Annotated in this window: 28 protein-coding genes; 19 read left to right on the forward strand and 9 right to left on the reverse strand. The window is 48.8% G+C overall.

The genetic code is table 11. The features are described 5' to 3' along the window. Nucleotide 1: 1 nt before the first annotated feature. The 9 genes from map to carA all read left to right on the forward strand — a co-directional run bounded on the left by map (nt 2) and on the right by carA (nt 5,754). The gene (gene map / locus JTN23_RS04460; RefSeq protein WP_247232684.1) at nt 2-796 is read left to right on the forward strand and encodes a type I methionyl aminopeptidase; all 795 of its coding nucleotides are present in this window, start codon (nt 2-4) and stop codon (nt 794-796) included. A 24-nt stretch (nt 797-820) separates the two neighbouring features. Further along, on the forward strand, nt 821-1,039 hold the full coding sequence (gene infA, locus JTN23_RS04465; protein WP_207504242.1) for a translation initiation factor IF-1: 219 nt from the start codon (nt 821-823) through the stop codon (nt 1,037-1,039). A 52-nt stretch (nt 1,040-1,091) separates the two neighbouring features. Then, nucleotides 1,092-1,208 (forward strand): type B 50S ribosomal protein L36, encoded by a 117-nt coding sequence (gene ykgO / locus JTN23_RS04470; protein ID WP_207504243.1) that lies wholly within the window; start codon nt 1,092-1,094, stop codon nt 1,206-1,208. 6 nt (nt 1,209-1,214) lie between these two features. Next, nucleotides 1,215-1,592 (forward strand): 30S ribosomal protein S13, encoded by a 378-nt coding sequence (gene rpsM / locus JTN23_RS04475; RefSeq protein ID WP_247232686.1) that lies wholly within the window; start codon nt 1,215-1,217, stop codon nt 1,590-1,592. A gap of 49 nt (nt 1,593-1,641) precedes the next feature. Next, on the forward strand, nt 1,642-2,040 hold the full coding sequence (gene rpsK, locus JTN23_RS04480; protein WP_247232687.1) for a 30S ribosomal protein S11: 399 nt from the start codon (nt 1,642-1,644) through the stop codon (nt 2,038-2,040). A gap of 87 nt (nt 2,041-2,127) precedes the next feature. Next, on the forward strand, nt 2,128-2,733 hold the full coding sequence (gene rpsD, locus JTN23_RS04485; protein WP_247232689.1) for a 30S ribosomal protein S4: 606 nt from the start codon (nt 2,128-2,130) through the stop codon (nt 2,731-2,733). A 132-nt stretch (nt 2,734-2,865) separates the two neighbouring features. Next, nucleotides 2,866-3,855 carry a DNA-directed RNA polymerase subunit alpha gene (locus JTN23_RS04490; RefSeq protein WP_247232690.1) on the forward strand — a complete coding sequence of 330 codons (990 nt, stop codon included), beginning with the start codon at nt 2,866-2,868 and terminating at the stop codon, nt 3,853-3,855. Nucleotides 3,856-3,945: 90 nt separating this feature from the next. Further along, the gene (rplQ, locus tag JTN23_RS04495) at nt 3,946-4,512 is read left to right on the forward strand and encodes a 50S ribosomal protein L17 (protein ID WP_247232692.1); all 567 of its coding nucleotides are present in this window, start codon (nt 3,946-3,948) and stop codon (nt 4,510-4,512) included. Between the two features lie 135 nt (nt 4,513-4,647). After that, the gene (gene carA, locus JTN23_RS04500) at nt 4,648-5,754 is read left to right on the forward strand and encodes a glutamine-hydrolyzing carbamoyl-phosphate synthase small subunit (RefSeq protein ID WP_247232694.1); all 1,107 of its coding nucleotides are present in this window, start codon (nt 4,648-4,650) and stop codon (nt 5,752-5,754) included. Between the two features lie 66 nt (nt 5,755-5,820). On the opposite strand, the gene JTN23_RS04505 is transcribed toward carA, so the two are convergent. Next, nucleotides 5,821-6,528 (reverse strand): thioredoxin domain-containing protein, encoded by a 708-nt coding sequence (locus JTN23_RS04505; RefSeq protein ID WP_247232696.1) that lies wholly within the window; start codon nt 6,526-6,528, stop codon nt 5,821-5,823. Nucleotides 6,529-6,650: 122 nt separating this feature from the next. Between JTN23_RS04505 and eno the strand changes: the two genes are divergently transcribed. The 7 genes from eno (at nt 6,651) to JTN23_RS04540 (ending at nt 13,692) form a co-directional block, all read left to right on the forward strand. Beyond that, entirely contained in the window at nt 6,651-7,922 is a 1,272-nt protein-coding gene (gene eno, locus JTN23_RS04510; protein ID WP_247232698.1) for a phosphopyruvate hydratase, read from the forward strand. A gap of 61 nt (nt 7,923-7,983) precedes the next feature. After that, on the forward strand, nt 7,984-8,331 hold the full coding sequence (locus tag JTN23_RS04515) for an FtsB family cell division protein (protein WP_247232700.1): 348 nt from the start codon (nt 7,984-7,986) through the stop codon (nt 8,329-8,331). 60 nt (nt 8,332-8,391) lie between these two features. Continuing rightward, a complete protein-coding gene (locus tag JTN23_RS04520) occupies nt 8,392-8,889 on the forward strand; it encodes a low molecular weight protein-tyrosine-phosphatase (RefSeq protein WP_247232701.1) in 498 nt (165 codons plus the stop codon). Further along, nucleotides 8,886-10,412: a 2,3-bisphosphoglycerate-independent phosphoglycerate mutase gene (gene gpmI, locus JTN23_RS04525; protein ID WP_247232702.1), complete on the forward strand. Its 1,527-nt coding sequence runs from the start codon at nt 8,886-8,888 to the stop codon at nt 10,410-10,412. The genes JTN23_RS04520 and gpmI overlap by 4 nt, the downstream gene beginning before the upstream one ends. Nucleotides 10,413-10,483: 71 nt before the next feature. Continuing rightward, complete coding sequence (locus tag JTN23_RS04530; RefSeq protein ID WP_247232703.1) at nt 10,484-11,056, forward strand: hypothetical protein; 573 nt, start codon at nt 10,484-10,486, stop codon at nt 11,054-11,056. 41 nt (nt 11,057-11,097) lie between these two features. Beyond that, a complete protein-coding gene (locus tag JTN23_RS04535; protein ID WP_247232704.1) occupies nt 11,098-12,612 on the forward strand; it encodes a M28 family peptidase in 1,515 nt (504 codons plus the stop codon). A 129-nt stretch (nt 12,613-12,741) separates the two neighbouring features. Further along, nucleotides 12,742-13,692, forward strand: a complete 951-nt coding sequence (locus JTN23_RS04540) for a DUF8428 domain-containing protein (protein ID WP_247232705.1) — start codon at nt 12,742-12,744, stop codon at nt 13,690-13,692. Between the two features lie 81 nt (nt 13,693-13,773). Here JTN23_RS04540 and JTN23_RS04545 read toward each other — a convergent pair whose 3' ends face one another. From JTN23_RS04545 to JTN23_RS04565, 5 genes are all read right to left on the reverse strand, one after another. Beyond that, nucleotides 13,774-14,667 (reverse strand): PPK2 family polyphosphate kinase, encoded by an 894-nt coding sequence (locus JTN23_RS04545; protein ID WP_247232706.1) that lies wholly within the window; start codon nt 14,665-14,667, stop codon nt 13,774-13,776. Nucleotides 14,668-14,720: 53 nt separating this feature from the next. Further along, entirely contained in the window at nt 14,721-15,305 is a 585-nt protein-coding gene (gene rdgB / locus JTN23_RS04550) for an RdgB/HAM1 family non-canonical purine NTP pyrophosphatase (RefSeq protein ID WP_247232707.1), read from the reverse strand. A gap of 79 nt (nt 15,306-15,384) precedes the next feature. Next, nucleotides 15,385-16,302, reverse strand: a complete 918-nt coding sequence (locus JTN23_RS04555; RefSeq protein ID WP_247232708.1) for an FKBP-type peptidyl-prolyl cis-trans isomerase — start codon at nt 16,300-16,302, stop codon at nt 15,385-15,387. A gap of 2 nt (nt 16,303-16,304) precedes the next feature. Further along, entirely contained in the window at nt 16,305-17,204 is a 900-nt protein-coding gene (locus JTN23_RS04560; RefSeq protein ID WP_247232709.1) for an FKBP-type peptidyl-prolyl cis-trans isomerase, read from the reverse strand. Nucleotides 17,205-17,313: 109 nt separating this feature from the next. Further along, nucleotides 17,314-18,345 (reverse strand): DHH family phosphoesterase, encoded by a 1,032-nt coding sequence (locus JTN23_RS04565; protein ID WP_247232710.1) that lies wholly within the window; start codon nt 18,343-18,345, stop codon nt 17,314-17,316. Nucleotides 18,346-18,548: 203 nt separating this feature from the next. On the opposite strand from JTN23_RS04565, the gene JTN23_RS04570 reads away from it, so the two are divergent. Continuing rightward, a complete protein-coding gene (locus tag JTN23_RS04570; RefSeq protein ID WP_247232711.1) occupies nt 18,549-18,968 on the forward strand; it encodes a nucleoside-diphosphate kinase in 420 nt (139 codons plus the stop codon). An 80-nt stretch (nt 18,969-19,048) separates the two neighbouring features. On the opposite strand, the gene JTN23_RS04575 is transcribed toward JTN23_RS04570, so the two are convergent. The 3 genes from JTN23_RS04575 to JTN23_RS04585 form a co-directional block, all read right to left on the reverse strand. Further along, on the reverse strand, nt 19,049-19,957 hold the full coding sequence (locus tag JTN23_RS04575; RefSeq protein ID WP_247232712.1) for an alpha/beta fold hydrolase: 909 nt from the start codon (nt 19,955-19,957) through the stop codon (nt 19,049-19,051). Nucleotides 19,958-20,060: 103 nt separating this feature from the next. Next, nucleotides 20,061-21,008 (reverse strand): fasciclin domain-containing protein, encoded by a 948-nt coding sequence (locus JTN23_RS04580; RefSeq protein WP_247232713.1) that lies wholly within the window; start codon nt 21,006-21,008, stop codon nt 20,061-20,063. Between the two features lie 236 nt (nt 21,009-21,244). Next, a complete protein-coding gene (locus JTN23_RS04585; protein ID WP_247232714.1) occupies nt 21,245-22,222 on the reverse strand; it encodes a fasciclin domain-containing protein in 978 nt (325 codons plus the stop codon). A gap of 117 nt (nt 22,223-22,339) precedes the next feature. On the opposite strand from JTN23_RS04585, the gene JTN23_RS04590 reads away from it, so the two are divergent. Together JTN23_RS04590 and JTN23_RS04595 are read left to right on the forward strand one after the other, a co-directional pair. Next, nucleotides 22,340-22,984 carry a 3-keto-disaccharide hydrolase gene (locus JTN23_RS04590; RefSeq protein WP_247232715.1) on the forward strand — a complete coding sequence of 215 codons (645 nt, stop codon included), beginning with the start codon at nt 22,340-22,342 and terminating at the stop codon, nt 22,982-22,984. Nucleotides 22,985-23,080: 96 nt separating this feature from the next. After that, nucleotides 23,081-26,047 (forward strand): ligand-binding sensor domain-containing protein, encoded by a 2,967-nt coding sequence (locus JTN23_RS04595; protein ID WP_247232716.1) that lies wholly within the window; start codon nt 23,081-23,083, stop codon nt 26,045-26,047. Nucleotides 26,048-26,064 lie beyond the last annotated feature (17 nt).

Here is a 26,064-nt window from a genome sequence, read left to right on the forward strand (position 1 = left end):
GATGGTCTACCTGAAAACTGATCAGGAAATAGATTTAATAAAGAAGAGCGCTCAGGTGCTGGGGAAAGCCCACGCCGAGGTTGCAAAATGGATTAAGCCAGGTGTTACCACCAGACAGCTTGATAAAGTTGCGGAAGAATTTATCCGAGATAATGCAGGTATTCCTTCCTTCAAAGGATACAATAAGTTTCCAGCCTCCTTGTGCATATCTGTTAATGAAACGGTAGTACATGGAATTCCGAGCGGGTACGAACTACGAGATGGAGATATAATATCCATCGACTGTGGAGTTAAGCTCAATGGCTTTCATAGTGACAGCGCCTACACCTATCCGGTTGGAGAAGTTTCTCAGGAAGTGATGGATCTGCTGGTAAGAACGAAGAAGTCATTGTACCTGGGAATCGAGAAAGCCATTGATGGATTACGTATAGGCGATGTAGGCTTTGCGATCCAGAGCTACGTGGAAGGCCACGGATATTCGGTAGTAAGAGAGCTGGTAGGGCATGGTGTAGGTAAGAATCTGCATGAGAGTCCCGAGGTACCTAACTACGGAAAGCAGGGAAAGGGAACAAAATTGAAGGAGGGAATGGTTATAGCTATTGAGCCAATGATCAACCTGGGCCATAAAGCGGTTGTTCAGGAGCGGGATGGCTGGACTATCCGGACTTCTGACCGGAAGCCGTCAGCGCATTTTGAACATACGGTAGCTGTACGGAAAGGCAAAGCAGAAATACTGACTACGTTTGAGTACATAGAAGAAGTTACCGCCAATACCAGTTTAATGGTGAACGCATAAGATCGATAGATTTATAAAACACGAATGGCAAAACAAGCATCCATAGAGCAAGACGGAGTTATAGTTGAAGCATTGTCTAACGCAATGTTTCGTGTACAGTTAGAGAACAAGCATGAAGTAATCGCGCATATCTCAGGAAAGATGAGAATGCACTACATTAAAATTCTGCCTGGTGACCGCGTGAAGTTGGAAATGTCACCTTATGACTTATCCAAAGCTCGTATAGTTTACCGCTACAAGTAGGTTTGCCTGCGAGAAATCGCACAACGTTTTACTCGATAATTCAATATATACAATGAAAGTTAAAGCATCTGTAAAAAAGCGCAGCGCAGACTGCAAAGTGATCCGCCGGAAAGGCAAGGTCTATGTAATTAACAAAAAGAATCCTCGGTACAAACAAAGACAAGGATAATTTATTATGGCACGTATTGCAGGAGTTGATATTCCCGATCGGAAAAGGGGTGAAATAGCCCTCACGTACATTTATGGCATTGGCCGTAGCGCTGCTCGTAAAATCTTAGATAAAGCTGGCATCGACGCTGACAAGAAAGTGTTGGAGTGGTCAGATGATGAGTCAGGAGCAGTTCGTTCAATCATCGCTACTGAATATAAAGTAGAAGGTGCACTGAAATCAGAAGTTCAGCTGAGCATTAAGCGCTTGATGGATATTGCTTCTTATCGTGGGCTTCGTCACCGTAAAGGACTTCCACTACGCGGACAGAGAACTAAAAACAACTCACGTACTCGTAAGGGTAAGCGTAAGACTGTTGCGAACAAGAAGAAGGCTTCTAAATAAAAACTAAGTTGCGGATGATGTCCGCAGCTTGACATAGAGCAATAGCAAAATGGCACAAAATAATAAAAGAAAAGACAAAGCTAAGAAAAGAGTAGTGGTGGTTGAGCCAACTGGCCAGGTACACATAAAAGCTACTTTTAACAACATCATCATCTCGGTGACTAACAGCACCGGCCAGGTTATCTCCTGGGCATCTGCGGGTAAAATGGGCTTCCGTGGCTCAAAGAAAAATACCCCCTATGCTGCACAAACCGCTGCTCAAAACTGCGCACAGGTAGCTTTTGACCTGGGTATGCGTAAGGCTGAGGTGTTTGTAAAAGGTCCGGGTTCAGGACGTGAGTCGGCTATCCGTACGATCCAGAATACAGGTATCGAAGTAACATCTATCAGAGATATTACTCCACTACCTCACAACGGATGTCGTCCTCCCAAACGTAGAAGAGTATAATTTTAAATTTTTTAGTTGATGTTCAATTCGTAATTTGGGAACTGGGGTTATGGAATTGACATCAGCAGTACAATCAAATCAATAATAATGGCACGTTATACAGGTCCCAAGGCAAAGATCTCAAGACGCTACGGTGAGCCCATCATGGGGCCCAGCAAGGCTCTTTCAAAAAAGAATTATCCTCCAGGCATGCATGGTCGCGGACGTCGCGCTAAGAAGTCCGAATATGCACTGCAGTTGATGGAGAAGCAAAAAGTTAAATACATTTACGGTATCCTCGAAAGACAGTTCCGTAACTTGTTCCAGCGCGCTACTGTTAAGGAAGGCATTACTGGTGAGAACTTACTCAAGTACTGCGAAGCCCGCCTTGACAACACAGTATACCGCCTGGGTATAGCTCCTACTCGTCGTGCGGCTCGTCAGCTAGTTACCCATAAGCACGTTATGGTAGATGGCGAGATTGTGAACATTCCTTCATATTCCCTACGTCCTGGTCAGACAGTATCAGTACGTGAGAAGTCCAAGTCTCTGGAAGCCGTGTCAGACAGCCTTGCTGGACATAGCTCAAAAAGATACACCTGGCTGGAGTGGGATGGACAGCAAATGACAGGTAAGTTCGTAACTTATCCTGAGCGCGACCAGATCCCTGAGAACATCAGCGAGCAGCTCATCGTCGAGTTGTACTCGAAGTAATAACCTTCATCTACATACGCCCCGGCTCGTCCGGGGCATCCTTATACCCATACTTTGGGGAAACGTTTGCGATCGCAAAGGTAACGATGGCCTGATCAACCATCATTTACTACAAATAAAGGAGCAAAGACTATGTCAATATTAGCTTTCCAAATGCCTGATAAAGTCGTGATGGAAAAAGCCGACGACTTTCACGGGTTGTTTGAGTTTAAGCCATTGGAGAAGGGCTATGGCGTGACCATTGGAAATGCGTTGCGTCGTATTCTACTTTCTTCACTGGAAGGATACGCCATTACGAGCGTGAAGTTCCCCGGTGTACTTCACGAGTTTTCGACCATCGAAGGTATTGTTGAGGATGTTACTGAAATCATCCTGAACCTGAAAATGGTGCGATTCAAAAAAGTATCCGACTTAGTAGAAAACCGGATCGTAGTTAACCTGAAGAATGTTTCAGTTATAACTGCCGGCGATATCGGTAAATTTACCAGTTCATTCGAAGTACTTAACCCTGATCTTGTGATCTGTCACATTGATGATCAGAAGGAGTTCGAAATGGAACTGATTCTTGATAAAGGTAGAGGATATGTACCTGCTGATGAGCCTCGCGCTACCGAACTTCCCTTCGGTCATATCGCGATGGACTCCATCTATACCCCAATCAAAAATGTAAAGTACAGCGTCGAAAATACGCGTGTTGAACAGCGTACTGACTACGAACGCTTGCTGATAGATATTCAGACAGACGGATCTATTCACCCTGAGGACGCTTTGAAAGGAGCTGCCAATATCCTGATTCAGCACTTTATGCTATTCTCAGATCAGACTATGACCTTTGAGAAGCAGAAAGCTGAAGAAGATAACCAGGTGGATGAAGAAATGCTGCGCATGCGCAAGCTTCTTAAGACGTCCCTGTCGGAGCTTGACCTCTCAGTACGTGCTTACAACTGTCTCAAGTCAGCTGATGTGAAAACATTGGGTGATCTGGTGAAGCTGGAAATCTCTGATATGATGAAGTTCCGTAATTTTGGTAAGAAGTCTCTTACTGAGCTGGAGCAACTGGTATCTGAGAAAGGCCTCACGTTCGGCATGGATGTAGCGAAGTACCGTCTGGAAGAGGATTGATAAAATAAATTAGTTTAAAGAGTTACCATTCTTGAGCGCGGTCGAACGCTGCTCGAATCGGACCGCCGAAGAGGCCAAACAAACAAAACAATGAGACACGGAAAAAAAGACAACCATCTGGGGAGGACTGCATCGCACAAACGTGCTATGATGGCAAACATGGCTTCTTCATTGATTTTGCACAAGCGCATCGAAACTACGCTGGCTAAAGCAAAAGAACTAAGAAAATATGTTGAGCCATTGCTGACTCGTTCAAAAGATGATTCAACGCACAACCGTCGGGTAGTATTCTCTTATCTGAATGATAAGGAGTCAGTGAAAGAGCTATTCAGTGTAGTTTCTGACAAGATTGCTGATCGTCCAGGTGGTTATACTCGTATCATCAAACTGGGTACTCGTCAGGGTGATGCCGCTGAGGTATGTATGATGGAGCTGGTTGATTTCAACGAGGCTCTTCTGCAGACTGAAACTGAGAAGGCAGCCAAGACGCGTCGTAGCCGTCGCGGTGGTAAGAAAGCAGGAGCTGCTGAGGGTACTGCACCAGTTGCGGCTGCACCTGCGGCGCCAGCAGCAGAGGCACCAGCTGCTTCTGAAGATGCTCCGGCTGATGATGTGACACCCGCTTCTGATGAAACAACAGAAGAAACCGGGAAATAAAGAATGAACGATTAGTAGATATAAGGGGTTAGACGTTTAACGTTTAACCCCTTTTTTTGGACATAATTCATTAATTTTGAGCCTGAATCAGAAGGCAAGTCATTACATTCCTTCTTTAAACTTTAAAGCATAAACATGAATCAATCAAAAGAAGCTCTGCTACTTCTCGAAGATGGAACGGCATATCGTGGTCTGGCTCTTGGTAAAAGAGGCACAACCGGAGGCGAAATTTGCTTTAACACGGGTATGACCGGCTATCAGGAGATTTATACGGATCCTTCCTACTATGGACAAATTATTGTGAACACTACCTCCCATATCGGAAACTATGGGGTACAACTGGAGTCGGAAGAAGAGTCGGATAATGTCAAAATTAGTGGGATGGTATGTAATACCTTCTCGAATGTCTATTCGCGGTACACAGCAGATTTTTCTTTGCAGGAATATTTTGAAAGAGCAAACGTAGTTGGCATCAGCAATGTAGATACCCGCCACCTGGTACGTCACGTTCGTGAGAAGGGGGTAATGAATGCCATCATCTCATCTGAGATCCTTGATGAAAAGGAGCTGATGGCTGAGCTGCATAAAATACCTTCTATGGAAGGTCTGGAGTTATCCTCAGAGATCAGTACCAGCGAGCCGTACTATGTAGGTGATGAAGCTTCCAGCCAATGGCGTATTGCGGTTATGGACTACGGGATCAAAAGGAGCATCCTGAAAAACCTGACGCAGCGTGGTTGTTACTGCAAGGTATTTCCCGCTCAGACTCCTTTTTCAGAAGTAATGGCCTGGAACCCGGATGGATTCTTCATCTCCAATGGCCCTGGTGATCCGGCGGCTATGGTATACGCAGTGGATACTGTCCGTCAGATGGTAGATACGCACAAGCCACTGTTCGGTATCTGTTTAGGACATCAGTTGCTGGCTCAGGCGAGTGGAATATCTACCTACAAGATGCACAACGGACACCGTGGACTAAACCACCCGGTTAAGAACCTGATCACGGGTCTGTGTGAGATCACTTCCCAGAACCATGGTTTTGCGGTAAATCCGGATGAGATCAAAGAGCACCCGGATGTAGAGGTAACGCACATGAACCTCAATGACAATACCATTGAGGGTATTCGTCGGAAAGATCGGCCTGCCTTTTCGGTACAGTACCACCCCGAGGCAGCCCCCGGTCCGCATGATTCCAGATATCTATTTGATGAATTCGCCAGATTATTGGCCGAAAATGCATAAATGATCCAAAGCAAAAAGCCCTTACTGATTCAGTAAGGGCTTTTTGTTATTGGGCTTTATTGAGATCTACAGATTACTTTCAATCACTTGTCTGAACTCAGCTTCAGGCATCAGGCCCATTCCCCGCCAGAGTAGCTTACCATTCTTGTAGAGCAGGAATACCGGTATTTCGTCTACCCCTAATTGGTGGGCCAGTGCTTTATTCTGATCGTAGTTGATGGTTTCGATCACCGCTTTGCCCTCGTACTCCTTGGTAAGTTTCTTAATCGAAGGCATCATTTTCTGACAGGGAGCGCACCAAGGGGCAAAGAAATCAATAAGTACAGGTTTATCCGAAGAGATCAATTTTGTGAAAGCTTCCTGACTCATGGCGTCTTTAGATGATGAACCCGCGGAAGCAGCCGTGACAGCCTTACCGGCCGCTGACCATTTCAGGTACCCTCCCTGCATATCATACACCTCCTTAAAGCCCTGCTCTACCAGCTTCTGAGCGGCCGCTGCGCTGCGCCCGCCCGACAGGCAGTACACGTACACCGGCTTCGACTTATCCAGATTATTGATCTCCTTCGCAAAAGCTTCGTTGCGGTAGTCCATGTTGATGGCCTGGGGCAGGTGTCCCTGCTGGTATTCGGCCGGAGTGCGTACATCTACCAACTGCGCCTGTGGTACAGCGCTAAGCTTCTGGCTAAACTGCTCTACTTCCAGTTTGGTCTGAGCGGAGGCGACCGAAGTAACAGAAAGGAACAAGGCAAAAAAGATTATTCTATTATTCATAAAAAAGGCGATATATAAACCTACATTTTTTTCAGAGTGGCATAGACTGGGCGGTTCCCGAAATTTTGCGTTATTTTGTGACGTTAAATTAACCATTAATTCAATCAAACCCAACGCTGCACATGAGTACTATCCAGTCAGTACATGCAAGACAAATCCTGGATTCAAGAGGAAATCCTACCGTAGAAGTGGATGTTCGTACCGAGAATGGCTTTGTGGGCCGGGCTGCTGTACCTTCGGGTGCTTCTACCGGAAAACACGAGGCTGTCGAACTACGTGATGATGACGCTAACGTATACGTAGGTAAAGGGGTTTTGAAGGCCGTAGAAAATGTAAATGAAATCATATATCCTGAGCTTATAGGTATTTCGGTATACGAGCAAAATCTGGTTGACAAGATCATGCTCGAGCTGGACGGTACACCTAACAAAGGTAAGCTGGGAGCTAACGCTATCCTGGGTGTGTCAATGGCCGTAGCCAAAGCTGCTGCTCAGGAAGCTGGCATGTCGCTTTTCCGTTACGTAGGAGGTACTAACGCCAACACGCTGCCCGTACCTATGATGAACATCCTGAACGGAGGTAGCCACGCGGACAACTCGATCGACTTCCAGGAGTTCATGATCATGCCTGCTAAGGCTGATACGTTCTCACAGGCACTTCGTATGGGTGTGGAGGTATTCCATAACCTTAAGAAAGTACTGAAGAGCAAGGGGTATTCAACCAACGTAGGTGACGAAGGTGGATTTGCTCCTAACATCAAGTCCAACGAAGAAGCAATTGAGATCGTAATCCAGTCGATCGAAAAGGCAGGTTACAAGCCAGGCGAAGAAATTTTCATCGCTATGGATGCCGCTACTTCGGAGTTCTACGAGGATGGTATGTACCACTTCAAAAAATCAGATGGTCGTAAGCTAAGCTCTGCCGAGATGGCTGGCTACTGGGCGGAGTGGGTGAACAAGTACCCCATCATCTCGATCGAAGACGGTATGGATGAGGACGACTGGGCTGGCTGGAAGTCACTGACAGAGCAGGTAGGTAACAAGTGCCAGCTGGTAGGTGATGACCTGTTCGTAACGAACGTAACTCGTCTGCAGCAGGGTATCGACCAGGATATTGCCAACGCGATCCTGATCAAGGTGAACCAGATTGGTTCACTGACCGAAACCATCAATGCTGTAAACCTGGCAAAGCGCAATAGCTACAAGAGTGTAATGTCGCACCGCTCGGGCGAAACTGAGGACGCTACCATCGCTGACCTGGCCGTAGCTCTGAACACCGGCCAGATCAAGACTGGTTCGGCTTCGCGCTCAGACCGGATGGCTAAGTACAACCAGCTACTTCGTATCGAGGAAGAACTAGGCGAAACCGCTTACTTCCCCGGCCTGAAGTTCTAATCAGTTTAGATGTATTTTCACGAACCGGAGCCTGGTGCTCCGGTTTTTGTCCATTATAGCTATGAATAATACGCCACCACCTAACAAATGGTACAACTGGTTGCTTAGACTGCGCCAGTTCTACACGGGTAGCTTTGTGATCTGGCTGATCTGGATCGTATTCATAGACGATAATAACGTGCGGGTAGTGTGGTCAAACTATTGGAAGATGAAAGAACTCGAGCACGAAAAGGAGTACTATCAGGAAAAGATCACGGAAGTAAAGAAGGAGAGAGATGAGGTATTTGGCAATCGGAAGCTACTTGAAAAGTGGGCCCGCGAGAAGTACCTGATGCGCAAGCCTACCGAAGATGTATATGTGATCGTGGATGAGAAAAATCAGCCCGTCGAGAGCCGTAAAAGTGAGTAGTTTAGAGTACTTTTGGCGGCGCAAGCCCGGTAGCCTCTTCATACTTAATCATAACGATTCGTGATAAACATACTTTTTGTCTGTTTAGGGAATATCTGCCGCTCTCCCGTTGCGGAAGGCGTATTCAGAGATCTGGTCGGGAAGCGGGGACTACAGGAGAAGATCAAGTGTGACTCGGCCGGGACTTCATCCTATCATATTGGTGACCAGCCCGACCGCCGCATGTGCCAGATTGCCCGGCAGCGGGGCCTGCAACTTACCCACTGCGCCCGCAAGCTGAGCGGTGACGACTTCTACCAGTTTGACTACATACTGGCAATGGATGAAGCCAATTTTGAGGACATCCGCAATATAAGCTACCGCAGCAGCGGGTTTTATTTCCCCGAAGGACAGCTATACCTGTACCGGGAGTTTGATCACTTGGCCAACGGTGATCTTACGGTACCGGACCCTTACTACGAAGACATTGCAGCTTTTGACGAAGTATACGATATAGTGGAGCGCTGCGGCCATAACTTCCTCGATTTTTTAGTAGAAAAGCATCAATTACATACATGAGCAGAAAAGTAATATTGATCATAATGGATGGGTGGGGAATCGCCACCCAAACCGAACGTTCGGCTGTTGATGCCGCTAACGTACCGTTTTACCGGAGTATTCTGGAGAAGTACCCCCACAGCCGGCTGGCTGCCAGCGGACTGGCCGTAGGGCTACCCGATGGACAAATGGGTAACTCCGAAGTTGGACATACCAACCTTGGTGCAGGCCGGGTAGTATACCAGGACCTGGTAAAGGTGAATAAAGCCGTAGAAGAAGGTACACTGGCGCAGGAGCCCGTACTGAAAGAGGCGCTGGAATACGCTAAAACAAACAATAAGAAGGTACACTTTATAGGTCTGGTATCGGATGGTGGGGTACACTCGCACATCGATCATGTTAAGGGCCTGTGTAGCATCGCGCACCAGGCAGGACTGTCGCAGGTATATGTACATGCCTTTACCGATGGCCGTGATACCGATCCCCGCAGTGGCCTGGGCTTCCTGTCGGAACTGGAGCAACACCTTGCTCATACTACCGGACAGATCGCCAGCATTACGGGCCGCTACTACGCCATGGACCGCGATAGGCGCTGGGAGCGTGTAAAACTAGCCTACGATGCCATGGTACGTGGTGTAGGCCACCCTGTACCCGGTAATGAACTACTGGAAGCTGTGAAGGAGTCGTATGACAGGGGTGTAACGGACGAGTTTATCGATCCTATCATAGCTGTGAAGGAAGATGGCTCACCCGTAGCGCTTATTGAAGAAGGTGACGTAGTACTTTGCTTCAACTTCCGTACTGACCGCGGTCGTGAGATTACGCAGGCACTTACGCAGCAGGACTTCCTGGAGCAGAACATGCACAAGTTAGACCTGCACTACATCACCATGACCAACTACGACGATACCTTCGTGGGTGTTAAAGTGATTTTTGATAAGGATAATCTAAACAATACCCTGGGCGAAGTACTCGAGCGGGCTGGTAAGAAGCAGATTCGTATCGCCGAGACTGAGAAGTACCCCCACGTGACGTTCTTCTTCTCAGGTGGCCGTGAGCAACCTTTTGAGGGTGAAAGCCGTCTGCTGTGTCCTTCTCCCAAAGTAGCGACGTATGATCTGCAGCCTGAGATGTCAGCGTATGACATTCGCGACTCCATTATACCCGAACTTGAGAAGGAAGAGGTAGACTTCGTGTGTCTGAACTTTGCCAATCCGGATATGGTAGGCCACACGGGGGTATTTGAGGCAGCCATCAAGGCTTGCGAAACGGTAGATGCCTGTACCCAGGCCGTAGTGACTACCGGACTTGAGCATGGCTATACCTCTATCATCATAGCTGACCACGGCAACTCCGACTACATGATCAACGATGACGGTAGCCCCAACACGGCCCACTCCCTCAACCTGGTGCCCTGCATCCTGGTAGATCGGGAGTACAGTAAACCTATCAAAGATGGTAAGCTGGCTGATATAGCGCCCACTATAATCGACCTGATGGGACTTGAGAAACCTGCCGAAATGACGGGCGAAAGTCTGCTATAAACTATAGTTACCTAACACGTGTTAGCCTTGTCAGAGAGCCTGCTATGGCTCTCTGACTTTTTTATTTTACCATGAAAAAAAAGATCACTCTCTCCCTACTTTGTAGCCTGGCTACCGTCTTTGGGTGTCAGTCACCCGGTACTACCCAGCAGCAGCAACCCAATCTGTACTACGACGTAGCCGGATTCATAAACGGGCAGGTGCAGTTGCTTGCCCAGCAGGACCCGTCGGTAACAAAAGCCATGCAGGTAGACGGTGAAGAGGAGGTACGCACTACCAAAGAGGTAGATTGGGCGCAGGAACTGGAATTGTTCATTCAGGCTGATATTAATAAGCCCGCCTATCGTCTTAGCTATATTACCTCCCGTCCCGACTCGCTTACGTATGAGTACAGGGTACGCCCCGATGAAGACCTCCCTGTCAGGTACCTGCGTATCAGGCTGAATACCGCGGGGGGGCAGCCGGAAGAGATAGAGGCCAAGCTACTTACTGAAAATAAACTATATCAGTCCGAGAAAAATCTGCTACTACGTAGTGGGGCAGTGGGAGGTGCGTGGCGCGTCCAGTCTTACCAGATCCGGGGCTACCAGGAGCTCGTTGTCAGCGATCGCAAGCCTTTTTCCATCAGCGGCCAGATTAACTAAATACCCGTTCATAAACCTACTATAACCTTACCTTTCATACTATGCGTAGAACTTTTCTATCAACAACACTAGGTATGCTGGTGGCTGCCACTTCCCTGGCTCAGCAAACCAGAGACCTGCCCGTATCTAATCTGAAACAAGAAGTAGCCGAAGCGCATCTGCGCTTTCTGGCGTCAGACGAGCTTATGGGCCGCCGCACGGGCGAGATGGGCAACCGGGTTGCCGCCCGGTACCTGGCCGAGCAGTTCCGGAAGTACGGAGCTACTCCCGTACCCGGACAAAGTACCTACTACCAGCCCGTACCACTAGACCGGGTAGGTGCCAGCGGGAAAGGTGAGCTGGTGGTCAATAATGAACCCATGCGTAATAATGATGATTGGTTGCTGATTGCAGGCGATGCCGCTAATCTGTCGGCACCTGTAGTATATGCCGCCTACGGACTTGAAGATGCTGCCAAAGGGTGGGATGACTACAAGGGGCTGGATGTAAAAGGAAAGATAGTACTGGTACAAAGCGGCTCGCCCGAAAATCAAACTCCGGCTGAGATCGTTGCCAGCTCTAACCAGAAGCGCCAACTGGCTGCTGCGAAGGGAGCCGCGGCAGTCATAGAGCTTTTTACCGCACCTATACCCTGGAACATTGTTACCCGCAATTTTACCCGCGAACAGATTACCTTAGCTCAGACTACGGATGCCGCCCCCCAGTCTACCCTGCCCCACGTGTGGGTAAATGGCAAAGAAGCCAAACTGACACGCGCACTGCGTGCGGCCAATACCGTTGTTAGGCTGACTACCGAAGGGCGTAAGAGTGAGCGGATCATTAGCCATAATGTAGCAGCTTATATACAAGGAAGCGATCCAAAGCTGAGGGATGAGTACATCATACTTTCGGCGCATTATGACCACGTAGGAGTAGGTAAGCAGGGAGGGCAGCCCTATACTGCCGAGGACAGTATATTCAACGGTGCCCGCGACAATGCCTTTGGCTGCGTAGCCTTGTTATCATCGGCCGAGGCATTGGCCAAAAATCCGCCCAAACGCTCGGTTTTGTTACTTGCAGTAACCGGTGAGGAACTCGGATTGCTCGGAAGTCGTTATTATGCAAGCAATTCATTATTAGCACTTAACAAATGTATATTTAACCTGAACTCTGATGGGGCCGGCTACAATGATACCAGTATAGTATCTATAATAGGACTAGATCGTACCGGAGCCAAAGCTGAAATAGAAGCCGCTGCCAAAGCCTTTGGATTGGATGTAGTGGCAGATCCATCACCGGAGCAAGGGTTATTTGACCGCTCAGACAACGTCAATTTTGCCATTAAAGGCATTCCTGCCCCAACATTCACACCGGGCTTCCGCAAGTTTGACCAGGATATCATGAAACATTACCACCAGGTGTCAGACAATCCGGAAACCGTAGATTTTGGGTATTTACTGAAATTTTCGCAGGCATATACCTATGCTGCACGGCTCATAGCTGATCGTGCGACAGCTCCCCAGTGGACGGCGGGAGATAAGTACGAGGAAGCAGCCCGAAAATTATACGTTAAATAAATGAGAAAGTTTTTTTACAATAATGTACAATAAAGGGCCGTTCCTTCACCGTAACCAACCAATAAAGGCTTGTGAGATAAACATGTACGCTTTTTCAATTCTTTATTTTCAACCTAAACAATTTGTAGTATGCAAAACGAACAAAAGAAAAAGCAGAGTGCGGCTTGGGCGGTGGTAGCTATTCTGGCTATTGCTACAAGTATATTTGGCTATTTGTTTGTACAACAAAAGCAGGAGTTAACACAACAAGAAACGGAAATCGTATCAAGAGCCAAAGAACTGGCATCCACTCAAACCAAACTTGACTCCGTATCAAGAGCGCTCGACGCTAAAATTGCCGAAGTAGAAAGACTCGGTGGTGATGTGGAAGAATTGACCAGAATGAGAGCTCAACTGGAAGCTGACAAAGCCTCATTCCAGAAAAGCAACCGGAACGAAACCAGAAAGTACCTGGCTAAGATCAAAGAGTACGAGAAGTACCTGAACGAAAAAGACGTAGAGATCGCTCAACTACGTGAAGAGAACCAGATGCTGATGGCATCAAACGACTCTCTGAATACACAGGTAGGTTCACTGCGCACTGAGCGTGAGCGTCTGGTACAGCGTCAGACCGAGCTGGCTGATACAGTGAATATCTTTACTGCTCAGAACCGTGATCTGACCGAGAAAGTAAACAGAGCAGCGGCTCTGAAGGCTCAGAACCTGAAGGTACTGGCTGTAACGTCTAAGGGCAAAACCAAAGATAATGATGCCTACAAAGCTAAGCGTGTAGACAAAATTAAACTGGTGTTTGACCTGCCTGAGAACTCACTTACTCGTCAGGAGCCTAAGGATATCTATGTACGGGTACTGGATCCAGAAGGAGCTGTACTGTCTGACGATGCTACTGGCTCAGGCGAAATAAACGTAGACGGTCAGGATACTAAGTTTACTGCTCGCCAGACTGTACCTTTCACTAACAACAACCAGCGCGTTGAGATGATCTATGACTATAGCTCACAGTTCCGTCCTGGTAAATATAGCGTAGAGCTATATGCTGAAGGATACCGTATCGGTGGTGGTAATTTTGTAATCCGCTAATATATTTGGTTAACTAACTCCTGAAAAAAGCAGGCCCGGTGAGGCCTGCTTTTTTTTATGCTCATAGTTTATACCAGATTACTATCTCTTGGAGGTCTGTCCCTGTATGACGTCTACAAGCTGCTGAAGATGCTGCCGCTGCTCTTCAGTGATGGCAGGGTAGTTCATATCCAGCTTCTTCATCTCTTCTACAATAATCTTCCCGACCAGCAGGCGCATATTCTTCTTATCATCAGCGGGTATGACGTACCAGGGAGCCAGCTCCGTAGCCGTAGCATTGATACAATCCTCATAAGCCTGCTGATAATCGTCCCAGTGCTCACGTTCGTCTACGTCGCCTACCTCAAACTTCCAGTTTTTGGCGGAGGTATCAATACGGCTTATCAACCGCTTGGCCTGCTCCTGAAACGAAACGTTCAGGAAGAACTTTATCGTCCGGATTCCATTGTGGTAGAGGTAGGTCTCGAGGTTGACCATGTCCTGGTAGCGGTGCTGCCACACTTGGTCCAGGTCTTTGGTTAGCTCAGCCGGAATACGCTGGTGCCGGGTAACTATTTCGGGACGTACCTTCGCTACCAGTACCTCTTCGTAGTAGCTGCGGTTGAACACCGCAATGGTACCGCGCTGGGGAAGGAGCAGGTTGGACCTCCACATGTAGTCATGATCCAGTTCCTGATCGTTGGGGCGCTTGAACGAATGTACTTTAATACCCATTGGGTTTACACCGGTCAGTACGTGCCTGATGGTACTGTCTTTACCGGCGGCATCCATCGCCTGAAAGATCAGCAACAGTCCGTACCGGTCGTGGGCGTACATGACGCTTTGCAGCTCGTCGAGTTGCTCCACGTATGATTTCAGAAGCTGCTGATACTCCTGTTTATCCTCGTATATGTCTTTAATGCGTGTCTGGGTATCATAAATAGCAAAAGATCGGGTGCCATCGTACCTGAATGAGTCAGAGCTGGGTATGTTCATAGTTTGGTGTGGATTTTATTGTTACTAATTACACTACTGGAATGACAGCTTCGTCACGCCTGAGATTGCTCGCGCAGGAAGGCTGCTAACTGGGCAAAGGCTCTGGCCCGGTGGCTTAGTTTTCCTTTTTCTTCCAGAGTCATCTCAGCAAACGTGCGATCATGCCCTTCAGGAACAAATACCGGGTCGTAGCCAAAGCCATTGGTCCCTCGCTTCTCCGAAATAATGGTACCTTCCACGGCTCCCTCAAACTGGTAAAACTGTCCATCCAGTGTCAGCGTAATTACTGTAACAAATCGTGCCCGACGATCTGGCTTTTCGGCTAGGCGCTCAAGCAGGAGCTGTATGTTGTCATCGGCATTGCGCTGCGGGCCTGCGTAGCGGGCTGAGTACACACCCGGCTCCCGGTTTAGCGCGTATACTTCCAGTCCGGTATCATCAGCAAAGTTGTTGGTCTGGTAGCGCTGCCAGATGTACTCTGCTTTTTCGCGTGAGTTTTCGGCAATGGTTTCGTGTGTTTCCGGAATTTCGTCGTAGCAGCCTATATCCTGTAGCGTAAGCAGCCGGAAGTTGTCTCCGAGCAGGGCCTGTATTTCGATAAGTTTGTGGGAATTGTTGGTTGCAAAGCAGAGCTCCATATAAATAATGGGGTATTGAAGGTATAAAAAAACGGCCGTTCCACCATTGGAACAGCCGTTACAGGTAATGTGTTTACGTCTATTTTTTCTTCAGTACTTCTACCTCAAAGTGAAGCGGAGCATAAGGCGGAATCGTAGTTCCCTGGCCCTGACGGCCATACCCGAGCGAAGAAGGGAACAGCAGGTTAGCTTTTTCGCCTACCCGTAGTTTCTTCAGACCTTCGGTGAATCCCTGAACGGTCTTGTTGCTGCTAAGGGTAACATCCATTGTATCTGACTGAAAAATGGTATTGTCCATAAGACGACCGGTATACTTAACGGAGTAGGTAGCTGTTTCAGCGAGTAGGGCTGAGTCAGGTCGGGCAGTGAGTAGTCCAAACCGGAGGCCGCTCTCGGTAGGTGCCGCAGCCTGTACTCCATACTTGGTCATGTAGTCATTTAGCTGCTCTGTCTCCGTACGGATATTCACTACCTTCATATCCAGCCGATAAGGCGTATAGGCAGGCAGCGTAAGCGAGCCTGCGGAACCTATACCCAGGTTGAAAGGCACCAGGAGGGTAACAGAGTCACCTTCTTTAACAAGTCGGCTAAACAGGATTACCATGGCCTGATCGTTCAGCAGCGGAAGGTTAGGAGTCGAGCCGATGGTGGTGGACAGTCTGGAAGCACCGTAAATAGCTGTTTTAGGGCTGTTGCGTTCGCTGCTATCTACTACCATGCCATCCAGCCGCGAGAGCACATAGTGTACCTGTATCTGGTCGCCTTCGGCGGCTTTCTGACCACTTGCACCCGTAGATACTATGCGGTAGTACAGCCCTTCATCCGTACGCTGAGCCGTAATGCCATTCTGTGACAGGTACGCCCTTATCTCACGGTCATTCTGCTCCCTTTTCTCATTATTGAAAATCGTGGTTTGCTCCTGACACGCAAATAGGGTAGCGCCAAAGATTGCTCCCAGCGCTACTACCCATCCTATTTTACTTCTGAATTTTTTCATCCTTACGGAATATTATTACCAGGTGTTGCTTTTGAGAAATCAACAAGTTCAACATCGAATACCAGTACTGAGTTAGGTGGAATAGCTCCGGGAGCACCTTCCTGACCATAAGCCAGACCTGATGGGATGATCAGGGTGCGCTTGCCGCCCTTCTTCATGGACATGATACCTTCTTCCCAGCCCGGAATAACCATACCAACTCCTACGCGGAAGTCGATAGGCTGGCCACCCGTTTGAGGGTTTTCGCGCGAGCTGTCAAATACTTTGCCATCCAGGAGTTTGCCCGTGTAGTGTACCTTCACTACATCACCCTGGCTTGGAGTAGCACCTGAGCCCTCTTGCTGTACTATATAACGTAGTCCTGACTCGGTCTTTTGTGCTTTACCCTGCAGATTATTTTTGGCCAGATAGTCCTCAATTACTTTTTCATCTACGCCTTTCTGCTTGGCACCCTGTGCGGCCTGCTCTTTCTGAAATTCTTCCGAAGTCTGAACCTCCATAACCTTAACGGTAAAGCCCAGATCAGAGCCCTTCTTGATCATAGGAGGCATAGGCTGCTGCATCTTTGAGAAGAGTGAGTCAGCATTGACATAGAAAGTAGCGCTATCACCTTTAGCCAGCATAGCCAGTCCTTCTTCAAAGCTACCTTTGAAAGGAGCCTGCTGAAGTACTAGTTTAACGGGGGCTGACTCCTTGTACGTATCACGCAGTACTGAATCTTCGCTGTTTTTCAGTACAAGATGAAACGTCATTATATCACCTAGTTTGGCTTGGCGGGCATCGTCGTTATGCTCGTGGAGCTGGTACTTAAGGCCGTTTTCTGTTACCTGCGTGCGGTATTGGTTGCAGGAGGCGGCCAGGATACCTATACCCAGCGCAAAACCGATTGTTCTCAAATTCATTGGTTTATAATTTATAAAAAAAGGTATTGTTGAATGTTTATTAATACTCTCGATCAGATAATAACTTCTATAACGTTAAGAATCCTGTTTTTGTGTCCTTGTTCCGGATTTAGCGTACGCTTTGAAGCTGGGCCTGGTACTCAGGCAGCACCGCCAGAAAACTCTGTACCGTTTCGGCCAGTGACAGGGTCGTGCGCCCTCCGGAGGCGTTCTTATGGCCACCTCCATTAAAATAAGCATGCGCCAGATCACGTACCGAAAAGTCTCCCGCCGAGCGGAAGGATATTTTTACTTCGTCTTTACGCTCTATAAACAGCGCCGACATAACCACATCTTCAACCTGTAGGCCGTAGTTGACGATGCCGTCGGTATCACCCACGCTGGAAGAGTACAGCTCCAGATCGGCAGCCGTAAGAGTCATGTACGAGGTACGGTATTCGGGCAGGACATGGATCTTGGATAGCGCATGGCCCAGCAGCTGGAGCCGCGATAAGGGAGAACTATCAAAAATAAGACGATGTACCCGATTAAGCTCAAAGCCGGTATGCATCATGTCGGCTACGGCCAGATGTACCTCAGGCGTAGTACTAGCGTGTCTGAACGAGCCGGTGTCGGTCATGATACCCGCGTACAGGCACTCCGCCAGGGGAATATCCTGCTCGTTCTGGAACAGGTTTGGGTCCAGCGCTTTTATGATCTGGTAAATAAGCTGGGCCGTAGCAGCCGCGTTGGTATCCCACACCATCAGGTCGGCAAACTGCTCCGGTTCGAGGTGGTGGTCTACCAGTAGCTTGGTAGCAGTGGCCTCCTGCACTACCTTACCCAGATCTTTAAGCCGCGATAGCGCCGAAAAGTCAAGGCAGCAGATAAGGGTAGCCTGCTCTATATGTTGCTGGCAGATCTTTCGTGAAGCCCCGCTTTCTTCGTAGACCATTACTGTTTCGATCCCGGGCAGCCAGCGGAGATTGTTAGGATAGTCGGTAGGGCTGATGACAGTAACCTGGTGCCCCTGTCGCCGCAGAAAGAGCGCCCATCCCAGTGAGGAACCGAGCGCATCAGCGTCAGGATCGCGGTGCATTGTAATGATAATGCGCTGGGGCTGGGATAAAAGATCGCGTAACGCGTCTATCGCTTGATTCACTGTAATAGTATTAGAAATAAAGAAAAGCTATATAAAGCGCACAAAATTAACAAAAGTGTTGATATTTAGATATGATCGCACCTCAATCCCTGATAGTCAACTCTTTATTTTAGGAGGCTTATTTGGCGTCAAACGGGATACTGGTGAGGGTATTATAATAGATTTGGCTTATTTTTACGATCAAATAAAATTATACATTTACTATGTCAGGTAACAAAACCTTCACAATGATCAAGCCCGATGCCGTAACTGACGGACATACCGGAGCTATTATCAAAATGATTGAAGAGGCAGGATTCAGAATTGTAGCCATGAAGAAAACCCGGCTAACCAGTGAGCAGGCTGGCCAGTTTTACGAAGTACACAAGGAGCGTCCTTTCTACGCTGGCCTGTGCAGCTACATGTCGTCCGGAGCCATTGTACCCATGATTCTTGAAAAGTCCAACGCTGTGGCCGACTTCCGGACCCTGATCGGCGCTACTGATCCGGCCAAGGCAGAAGAAGGTACCGTGCGTAAGCTATATGCCAGGTCTCTTGAGTCCAACGCTATCCACGGATCCGATTCGGACGAAAATGCCGCCATCGAAGGAAGCTTTTTCTTCGCGGCTACCGAACTGTATTAATTCAGCCCTCAGGAGCCTATTATAGCACAAAGCCCCGGCCAGCAGGTCGGGGCTTTGTGCTGCTTTGGAAATATCTCTACTTAGTTTCGGGCCAATTCGCTGAGCTTCTCAGGAGTAATAAGCTCCAGCAAACTCTCGCGGATGAGGTCGGGCCGGTCCCACAGGATCGTGTGGCCGATGCCTTCCAGAGGAACCAGCTTCAGGGAAGTAGCATTGATAAGCCGCTTTTGAGCGTACTCGGCATTGGAGTAGTAAATCAACCCATCGGCCTTGCCGTGTAGCAGGATAATTTTGGATTGAATGCGCTCCCAGCCATCCTGAATATCCTCGAGGGCTTTCTGGTGGCTGAGTTTTTCGTCATTGGCTACCAGCACTAGCGTCGGGAAAAACCACCTGAACCAGGGGGAGGCGATCGCGTAGCTAATGGGGTAGGTATACTCCTGACCCGGTGCCAGTGACGACGACACAAACAGTATTCCGGATACCTTGTCTGGATTATTCATGGCCAGCTTGGCCACTACCGCCCCACCGTACGATGAGGCTGCCAGTACTACCTTACGTCCCTGAGCCGCGTAGCGGTTGATGATGGGCTGCAGGTAGCGGGCCTGATCCGAAACAGATATGACTGATTTGCCAAAATCAGAGTACCCATAGCCCGGGCGATCTACCCCCACGAGCATAGTACGCCGCAGCAGGGCGGTATCTTCATAAAATCGGGTAAAAAAACTTAGTGAACTGGGGGCGCCATGTACCATGATGGTAACGGGTAAGCTATCTGCCCCGAACTCTACATACCGAACCGTCCGGTCCTCAATCTTATAACGGTGTATCTGTGGATCAATGGACAAAGTCGAAAAATGATTCTTAATGTCTTCGTCACTGTACCTGTACTCAACCCGCTGAGCTAACCACCACAATACCACCAGCAACACCAACAGAGTTGCCATGGACCACCGCACCCAAAGGGCCTGAAATCGTATAGATGTCATGTAAATTGTTTTACTACCGTAACACTTATCTTTTGCTTAGTTGGTAACAAAAAAAACGAAGCACAGGTTGCTGTGCTTCGTATGAAAAGTAGGAATATTTATATTATGGTAACAGTAGGCGGTCAATCACGTGTATAACGCCATTCTGGGCCAGTATATCGGCCTTGGTTACGTTGGCAGGCTGCCCCATATTGCCTGGCCCTGAAATTCTTAGACCATTGGTTGTTTCTACGCGTATCTGTTTGTTAGAAGCAGTGGTGAGTGAGCCCGTGGCCAGATTGGTAGAGAACAGGCGCCCCGGTACAATATGGTACATAATGACTGAAGACAGTGCCGTGGGGCCTGCCGCTTCCAGAGCCGCCGCCGTAGGGAAGCCGGCGTCCATAAATGCCCGGTTGGTAGGCAGAAAGAGTGTATACGACGAAGCTTCCGATGTGAGTGTAGTCAGGATAGCCGGATTGGAGGTAGCCGCCCGGGTAACTGCCGCTACCAGAAAGCTATACTCTTCATTGCCCTGTAAAATATTCATCAGGCTCCGGTTGGCTGGCACGATCACGCGGTCGATGACATGGATAATACCATTATCGGCCTTCAAATCCCTGTTTATTACCCTGGCTCCGTTGATGGATGTACCGGAGCCGGTTTTGGTGATAAAGGCTTTGTTATTAGCCATGGTAGGTAATTCCTGGTTGGTACCCGTGCCCAGTTCTTCTGATTTGATCCGTGTAGGCATGATATGGTACTCCAGTATCTGCCTTACGGCTGCCGCCGGCAGGGCTTTTATAGCAGCGGCATCCGCGTAGCCCGACGCATGGAAGGCACTATCGTTAGGAGCGAAAACGGTGAGATTGCTGGTGCGGAGAGCATCACCTAAACCGGCATATTTTATCGATTCGTAAAGAATACTAAACTCCTGGTTTTCATGGAAAACATCAGTTACTGTCTTGGGCTTCACATCCTGGTCGGCCTCTTTACATCCTGCTATACTGATCAGAAAAACCATGGCTACCAGTTTAGCGGTATGCAGCAGTAAGTAGTTTAATTTTTGCATAGTCGATACATGTGGTTTTGTGTTAGATGGCTCTCATTTCTCCAATCAAAAACGAACGTAGCTGCTTTATTGGTAGATTTAAGCTGCATTTATTATTATATGTGGTATGCGAAGGTATAAGATTTTGATGAGTCTTCTGAATCAAATGGTACAGACCAGTTATATCCGGAAGAGTAGTGTAATAAAAAAGCGGAGCCCTCATCAGAGCTCCGCTTAAGCTGAATACATTCAGTAACCTATTGAGCAGGTGTAGTAGGCGTAGTCGGTGCGGGCATCAGTACCCGGTCTATGATGTGTACAATACCATTTGTAGCCATCATGTTGGCCTGAGTAACCGTAGCCGCCTGTGAATTGTTACCACCGCCGGTGATACGTACCCCGTTGCTTACATCTACTGCAAACGGAGAATTGGCCGCCGTAGTAACATTACCATTGGCCAGGTTGGTCGAGAACATCCGACCCGGCACTACGTGATACAGAATAACAGAAGCCAGTGCCGCCGGACTAGCCGCCTGTATGTCGGCTGGGGTAGCGTAGCCCGCATTGATAAAGGCCTGGTTGGTAGGCGCGAATACAGTATATGCATCGCTGCTGGAAGCCAGTGCCGTCATAACCGCCGGATTGGCCGAAGCAGCGCGGGTAGCGGCTGCCACCAGGTAACTAAGGTTAGTATTGCCCTGAACCAGCTGCATCAGATTCTGACTAGCAGGCATCAGTACCCGGTCAATGACGTGGATAATTCCGTTATCAGCCTGAATGTCGGCTCTTACTACACGGGCTCCGTTCACGGATACGCCGCCGGTGTTCTTGGTAACATAGGCAGTACCGTTACCAAGCATTACAAATGCCTGATTATTCTCGGTTTTAAGGTCGGTAGAAGTATTGCGGGTATTGATAACATGGTACTGCAGCATATCTCTTACCGTATTGGCAGGTAGAGCTCTGACAGCAGCGGCATCAGCATAGCCAGATGCGCGGAAAGCATCATCGTTAGGTGCAAATAACGTAATAGTACCAGTACGTAGGGTTTCCATCATACCGGCATGTTGCAGGGCCGCTTCCAGAATAGTAAAGTCATTGTCTTGCTGAATGACGTCAGATACGGTGTTTGGTGTTACATCGTCATCGTTATTCTTGCATCCTGCTGTGCTGAATAGTAGAGCCACCGCTACCAGAGAGGTAGCCCATCTCATCCAAAAATTCGCCTTTTTCATACCTTGAAATGGATTTGAGTTGTTATGTGTATATTAACAACTCATAAACTGGTTAGGAAGAGGAATGTTCTACCTTTGACTACAGGTGTATTTAATAACTAACAATAATCCGTACTTATGAAAGATTACAAATGGTTGTATGTTTGTGTCATGTTGCTCATTGCTGGTAATATTTTTGCTGCAGCAGATGGTAGGAACGATCAGTCGAAGCAGGGCCCGGACAAAAAACGCGTAAAGCTTTTTAATGGTAAAAACCTGTCGGGCTGGAAGGTTGTCGGCACCGAAAAGTGGTACGTAGATAAGGGTGAACTGGTGTGTGAAAGCGGTCCTGACAAGGGGTATGGGTACCTGGCTACCGACAAGTACTACAAGAATTTTGACATGACGGCGCAGTTTAAACAGGAGGCCGAAGGCAATAGCGGCATCTTTTTTCGTTCTACCTTTGAAGGAACCAAAGTAACGGGCTGGCAGGTAGAGGTAGCTCCTCCCAACCATGATACCGGCGGGATCTATGAGTCGTATGGCCGCGAATGGCTGGTGAAGATTCCGGAAGAGAAGGAGAAGATACTTAAATATGGTGACTGGAACACCATGCGCATCCGGGTAGAAGGTGACCGCGTACAAACCTGGCTGAACGGTCAGCCCATGGTAGACCTGACGGATGAGAAGATCGGACGCGGCGAAGGCTCCATCGCCCTGCAGATTCACGACGGAGGAGGTATCAAGGTACGGTGGAAAAATCTGGTATTAGAAGAACTATAAGTGCTTTAACTAATTGTTTTGCCACATAAGATAAACATAAGACTCTTATTGATAGGGTGGTGCTGGCTGTATGCTCTGGTAGCATACAGCCAGTCTATGCAGGTACAGCGTATTACCGTAAAGGATGGTCTGTCGCAGAGTTCCCCGTATCATATTTTCAAGGATTCAAGAGGTTTCTTATGGTTGGGTACCCTGGATGGTGTCAATCGCTTTGATGGCCACCGCTTCCGGGTCTATAAGCCCGACGCCGGCAACAAGTTTTCCTTCCACGGAGTAAATGTGGCGGGTATCGTTGAAGATAAAAACGGCGATATCTGGATAGGCTCCGAAGAGGGCCTCAACCGCTACGACCGCAAGACCGACCGCTTCTTCCTGGTCCGGACGTCCCGACAGAAAAGACGTACTTCCCCTTTTTATGCGGATGAAAAGGAACTCTGGTTTTCTTCGGAAGGCGAAGGAATCATGGCCTACGAGTTCAAGACCAACCGTCTGCGGCGCATAGGTACTTACGCTCACCTCAGCCGCGACTTCGACTACGTCGACTGGACCACCCGTACGCCTTTTGGCGATGTATGGATGCTGGGACCCAAAGGCGTAGTACGATTTGATATCAGCAGCCAGACCTACCATTACTACTTCAACAATACCTCCCGCAATGAGTACGGCTCCCCGCTCAATGTCTACTCCCTTATGGTGGATAAGCAAAATGTAGTCTGGCTGGGTACCGATCATGGCTTGGTCCGTTTTGACCACCAGCGGAAGAGGCACGAGTCGTTTGAGTGGGCGTCGGAAGAGGAAGAGCTGGGGGTAGTATTCAGCCTCGCGGAAGACCACAACGGGCAGCTTTGGCTCGGTACTCAGCGTAATGGCCTGTGGATACACGACAAAGCTACCAAGCGTTTCCGTGAGTTTCAGTACCGGCCTAACCTCCCCGAGAGCCTCAAGAAGTACGAGTTCTACCGGGTGTACGTCGACAATACTGGGATTATCTGGGCCAACTCTGATCCGGACGGATTACTTAAGGTAGTACCCAATGCTTCTATGTTTGGGTACCTGGGCCAGGCTCATCCCGGGCAGCCCCAGCGAAACCTCAGCGATCCGTCGGTACGCTGTATTGGTGAAGACGGGCAGGGGCGAATCTGGATTGGTACCGAAGGCGGCCTGGATATATTTGACCGAAAGAGCGGGCTCATCCGGGAGCGGTACTTTACCGACGGGCACAACGTCCTGAAATATATATATCGAGACAGCAGGAATCGCATGTGGGTAGGTACCTACGGCGGTATTATGCAGTTTGATGAAGAGACCCGGCAATTCAAAAAACACCTGTTCGACTCCGACAGCGGCAGCCGTACCTATGTACGTAATATCCTGGAGCTACCCAACCGGAAGTTGCTGATAGGTACTCCTATGGGGATGTGGCTGTTTGATCCGGTAACGGAGGCGTACGAGCGGGTGCCGCTGCTAAAAGACCGCAATATATTCGCTACCTACCTGGACAAGCAGGGTATTCTGTGGCTGAGCTCCTATTTCGAAGGCCTCTATGGCTATCGGATCAGCAAGGGTAAATGGCAGAAGGTCTACGAGGGATTAGATGATTTCAATATCAATACCATCCGCGAAGATGCCAAAAGTAATGTACTCTGGATCGCGACCGAAAAAGGTCTCCTGGCCTTTGACAAAACCAAAAAAGACTACCGCCTCTACAACGAAAAGGACGGGCTCGCCAACACCTATATCTACGGACTACTGGTGTGTGAGGATGATCAGATATTCCTAAGTACCAACCACGGTATCTCCAGCCTTGACATCCCTACGGGCGTTTTCTGCAACTACAATCTGTCGGATGGTCTGCAGGGATATGAGTACAATGGCAACGCCTTTATGATGTCATCCCGCAACGAGTGCTATTTTGGAGGAGTCAACGGTGTCAACTATTTCTTTCCGAGTCAGTTCAGGAAGCTGTCGTACCGGCCCCACGTATACTTCCATAATTTCAGGGTCAACGAAGAACCCTTTGAAGTCAGCGGCTACATCAACGAAAAAAACATCATCTACCTCCAGCACGACCAGAATACCTTCTCGCTGGAATTTGCCTCGATAGACTACTACAGCAATGGCCGTAATTTTTATCAATACTACCTCGAAGGGCAGGACGAGGGCTGGGTCAATGCCAGTGATCGTACGTACGTGCGCTACGCCAATCTGTCGCCGGGGAAGTACCTGTTCAGGGTCAAGGCCGCTAACCGCGACCGGGTCTGGAACGGGCAGGAGCGGCAGCTACTCATCGTCATCAAGCCCCCCTTCTGGCGTACCTGGTGGTTCTCGGCTTTTTATCTGATCGTGGTAGCGGGAGGTACTTACCTGATCGTACAAGGGCGCCTGCGGCGCCTGAACCGCCAGCAGCAGGAGCGCCTTAAGATTGTACTGGAAGCTCAGGAACAGGAGCGTAAAAACATAGCTCAGGACCTGCACGATGAGGTAGGATCGCGCCTGGCTACCCTGAAACTCTACCTTTCGTCACTGACCAACTTCCTGAAAGACAATACCGAGGCACAGCGTATCAAGCAGGAGGCCTTCGATATTATTACGATCTCGATGATTGACATCCGGCGACTGCTGCGCGAGCTAAACCCCAAAACCCTCGAGCAGTACGGCTACGCGGCGGCCGTAGAAGAGCTGATTGGTAAGATCAATGCATCGGATCAGGTACGGGTTTCGTTCGAATGCCGCAACCTACCCGATGACCTCCCCAAGGATATGCAGATGGGGCTGTACCGGATCACGCAGGAGCTTCTCAACAATACGCTCAAGCATGCCAATGCCACGGAGGTCACTATTTCGGTGGTACCTTCCGGCAATACCATCTCGTTCTTCTACGGTGATAACGGCAAAGGCTTTGACTACGCAAAAGCCAGCAAAGGGCTCGGGCTAGGCAATATCGAATCGCGGGTTACTGTACTAAGTGGTAAGATAGCATGGTTCTCCTCACCCGGAAACGGGTTGGAAGTAACCATCGAGATCCCCTACGTACGGAGTCAGTCCATGGCTTCATCTGAATAGACAGGCTCGTTTTGTTG

The organism is Telluribacter roseus (assembly GCF_017355915.2).
Taxonomy (GTDB): Bacteria; Bacteroidota; Bacteroidia; order Cytophagales; family Spirosomataceae; genus Telluribacter.

Coding starts and splice junctions, on each gene's coding strand:
- map (WP_247232684.1), top strand. CDS start 2: ATGGTCTACCTGAAAACTGATCAGGAAATAGATTTAATAAAGAAGAGC.
- infA (WP_207504242.1), top strand. CDS start 821: ATGGCAAAACAAGCATCCATAGAGCAAGACGGAGTTATAGTTGAAGCA.
- ykgO (WP_207504243.1), top strand. CDS start 1,092: ATGAAAGTTAAAGCATCTGTAAAAAAGCGCAGCGCAGACTGCAAAGTG.
- rpsM (WP_247232686.1), top strand. CDS start 1,215: ATGGCACGTATTGCAGGAGTTGATATTCCCGATCGGAAAAGGGGTGAA.
- rpsK (WP_247232687.1), top strand. CDS start 1,642: ATGGCACAAAATAATAAAAGAAAAGACAAAGCTAAGAAAAGAGTAGTG.
- rpsD (WP_247232689.1), top strand. CDS start 2,128: ATGGCACGTTATACAGGTCCCAAGGCAAAGATCTCAAGACGCTACGGT.
- JTN23_RS04490 (WP_247232690.1), top strand. CDS start 2,866: ATGTCAATATTAGCTTTCCAAATGCCTGATAAAGTCGTGATGGAAAAA.
- rplQ (WP_247232692.1), top strand. CDS start 3,946: ATGAGACACGGAAAAAAAGACAACCATCTGGGGAGGACTGCATCGCAC.
- carA (WP_247232694.1), top strand. CDS start 4,648: ATGAATCAATCAAAAGAAGCTCTGCTACTTCTCGAAGATGGAACGGCA.
- JTN23_RS04505 (WP_247232696.1), bottom strand. CDS start 6,528: ATGAATAATAGAATAATCTTTTTTGCCTTGTTCCTTTCTGTTACTTCG.
- eno (WP_247232698.1), top strand. CDS start 6,651: ATGAGTACTATCCAGTCAGTACATGCAAGACAAATCCTGGATTCAAGA.
- JTN23_RS04515 (WP_247232700.1), top strand. CDS start 7,984: ATGAATAATACGCCACCACCTAACAAATGGTACAACTGGTTGCTTAGA.
- gpmI (WP_247232702.1), top strand. CDS start 8,886: ATGAGCAGAAAAGTAATATTGATCATAATGGATGGGTGGGGAATCGCC.
- JTN23_RS04530 (WP_247232703.1), top strand. CDS start 10,484: ATGAAAAAAAAGATCACTCTCTCCCTACTTTGTAGCCTGGCTACCGTC.
- JTN23_RS04535 (WP_247232704.1), top strand. CDS start 11,098: ATGCGTAGAACTTTTCTATCAACAACACTAGGTATGCTGGTGGCTGCC.
- JTN23_RS04540 (WP_247232705.1), top strand. CDS start 12,742: ATGCAAAACGAACAAAAGAAAAAGCAGAGTGCGGCTTGGGCGGTGGTA.
- JTN23_RS04545 (WP_247232706.1), bottom strand. CDS start 14,667: ATGAACATACCCAGCTCTGACTCATTCAGGTACGATGGCACCCGATCT.
- rdgB (WP_247232707.1), bottom strand. CDS start 15,305: ATGGAGCTCTGCTTTGCAACCAACAATTCCCACAAACTTATCGAAATA.
- JTN23_RS04555 (WP_247232708.1), bottom strand. CDS start 16,302: ATGAAAAAATTCAGAAGTAAAATAGGATGGGTAGTAGCGCTGGGAGCA.
- JTN23_RS04560 (WP_247232709.1), bottom strand. CDS start 17,204: ATGAATTTGAGAACAATCGGTTTTGCGCTGGGTATAGGTATCCTGGCC.
- JTN23_RS04570 (WP_247232711.1), top strand. CDS start 18,549: ATGTCAGGTAACAAAACCTTCACAATGATCAAGCCCGATGCCGTAACT.
- JTN23_RS04575 (WP_247232712.1), bottom strand. CDS start 19,957: ATGACATCTATACGATTTCAGGCCCTTTGGGTGCGGTGGTCCATGGCA.
- JTN23_RS04580 (WP_247232713.1), bottom strand. CDS start 21,008: ATGCAAAAATTAAACTACTTACTGCTGCATACCGCTAAACTGGTAGCC.
- JTN23_RS04585 (WP_247232714.1), bottom strand. CDS start 22,222: ATGAAAAAGGCGAATTTTTGGATGAGATGGGCTACCTCTCTGGTAGCG.
- JTN23_RS04590 (WP_247232715.1), top strand. CDS start 22,340: ATGAAAGATTACAAATGGTTGTATGTTTGTGTCATGTTGCTCATTGCT.
- JTN23_RS04595 (WP_247232716.1), top strand. CDS start 23,081: ATGCAGGTACAGCGTATTACCGTAAAGGATGGTCTGTCGCAGAGTTCC.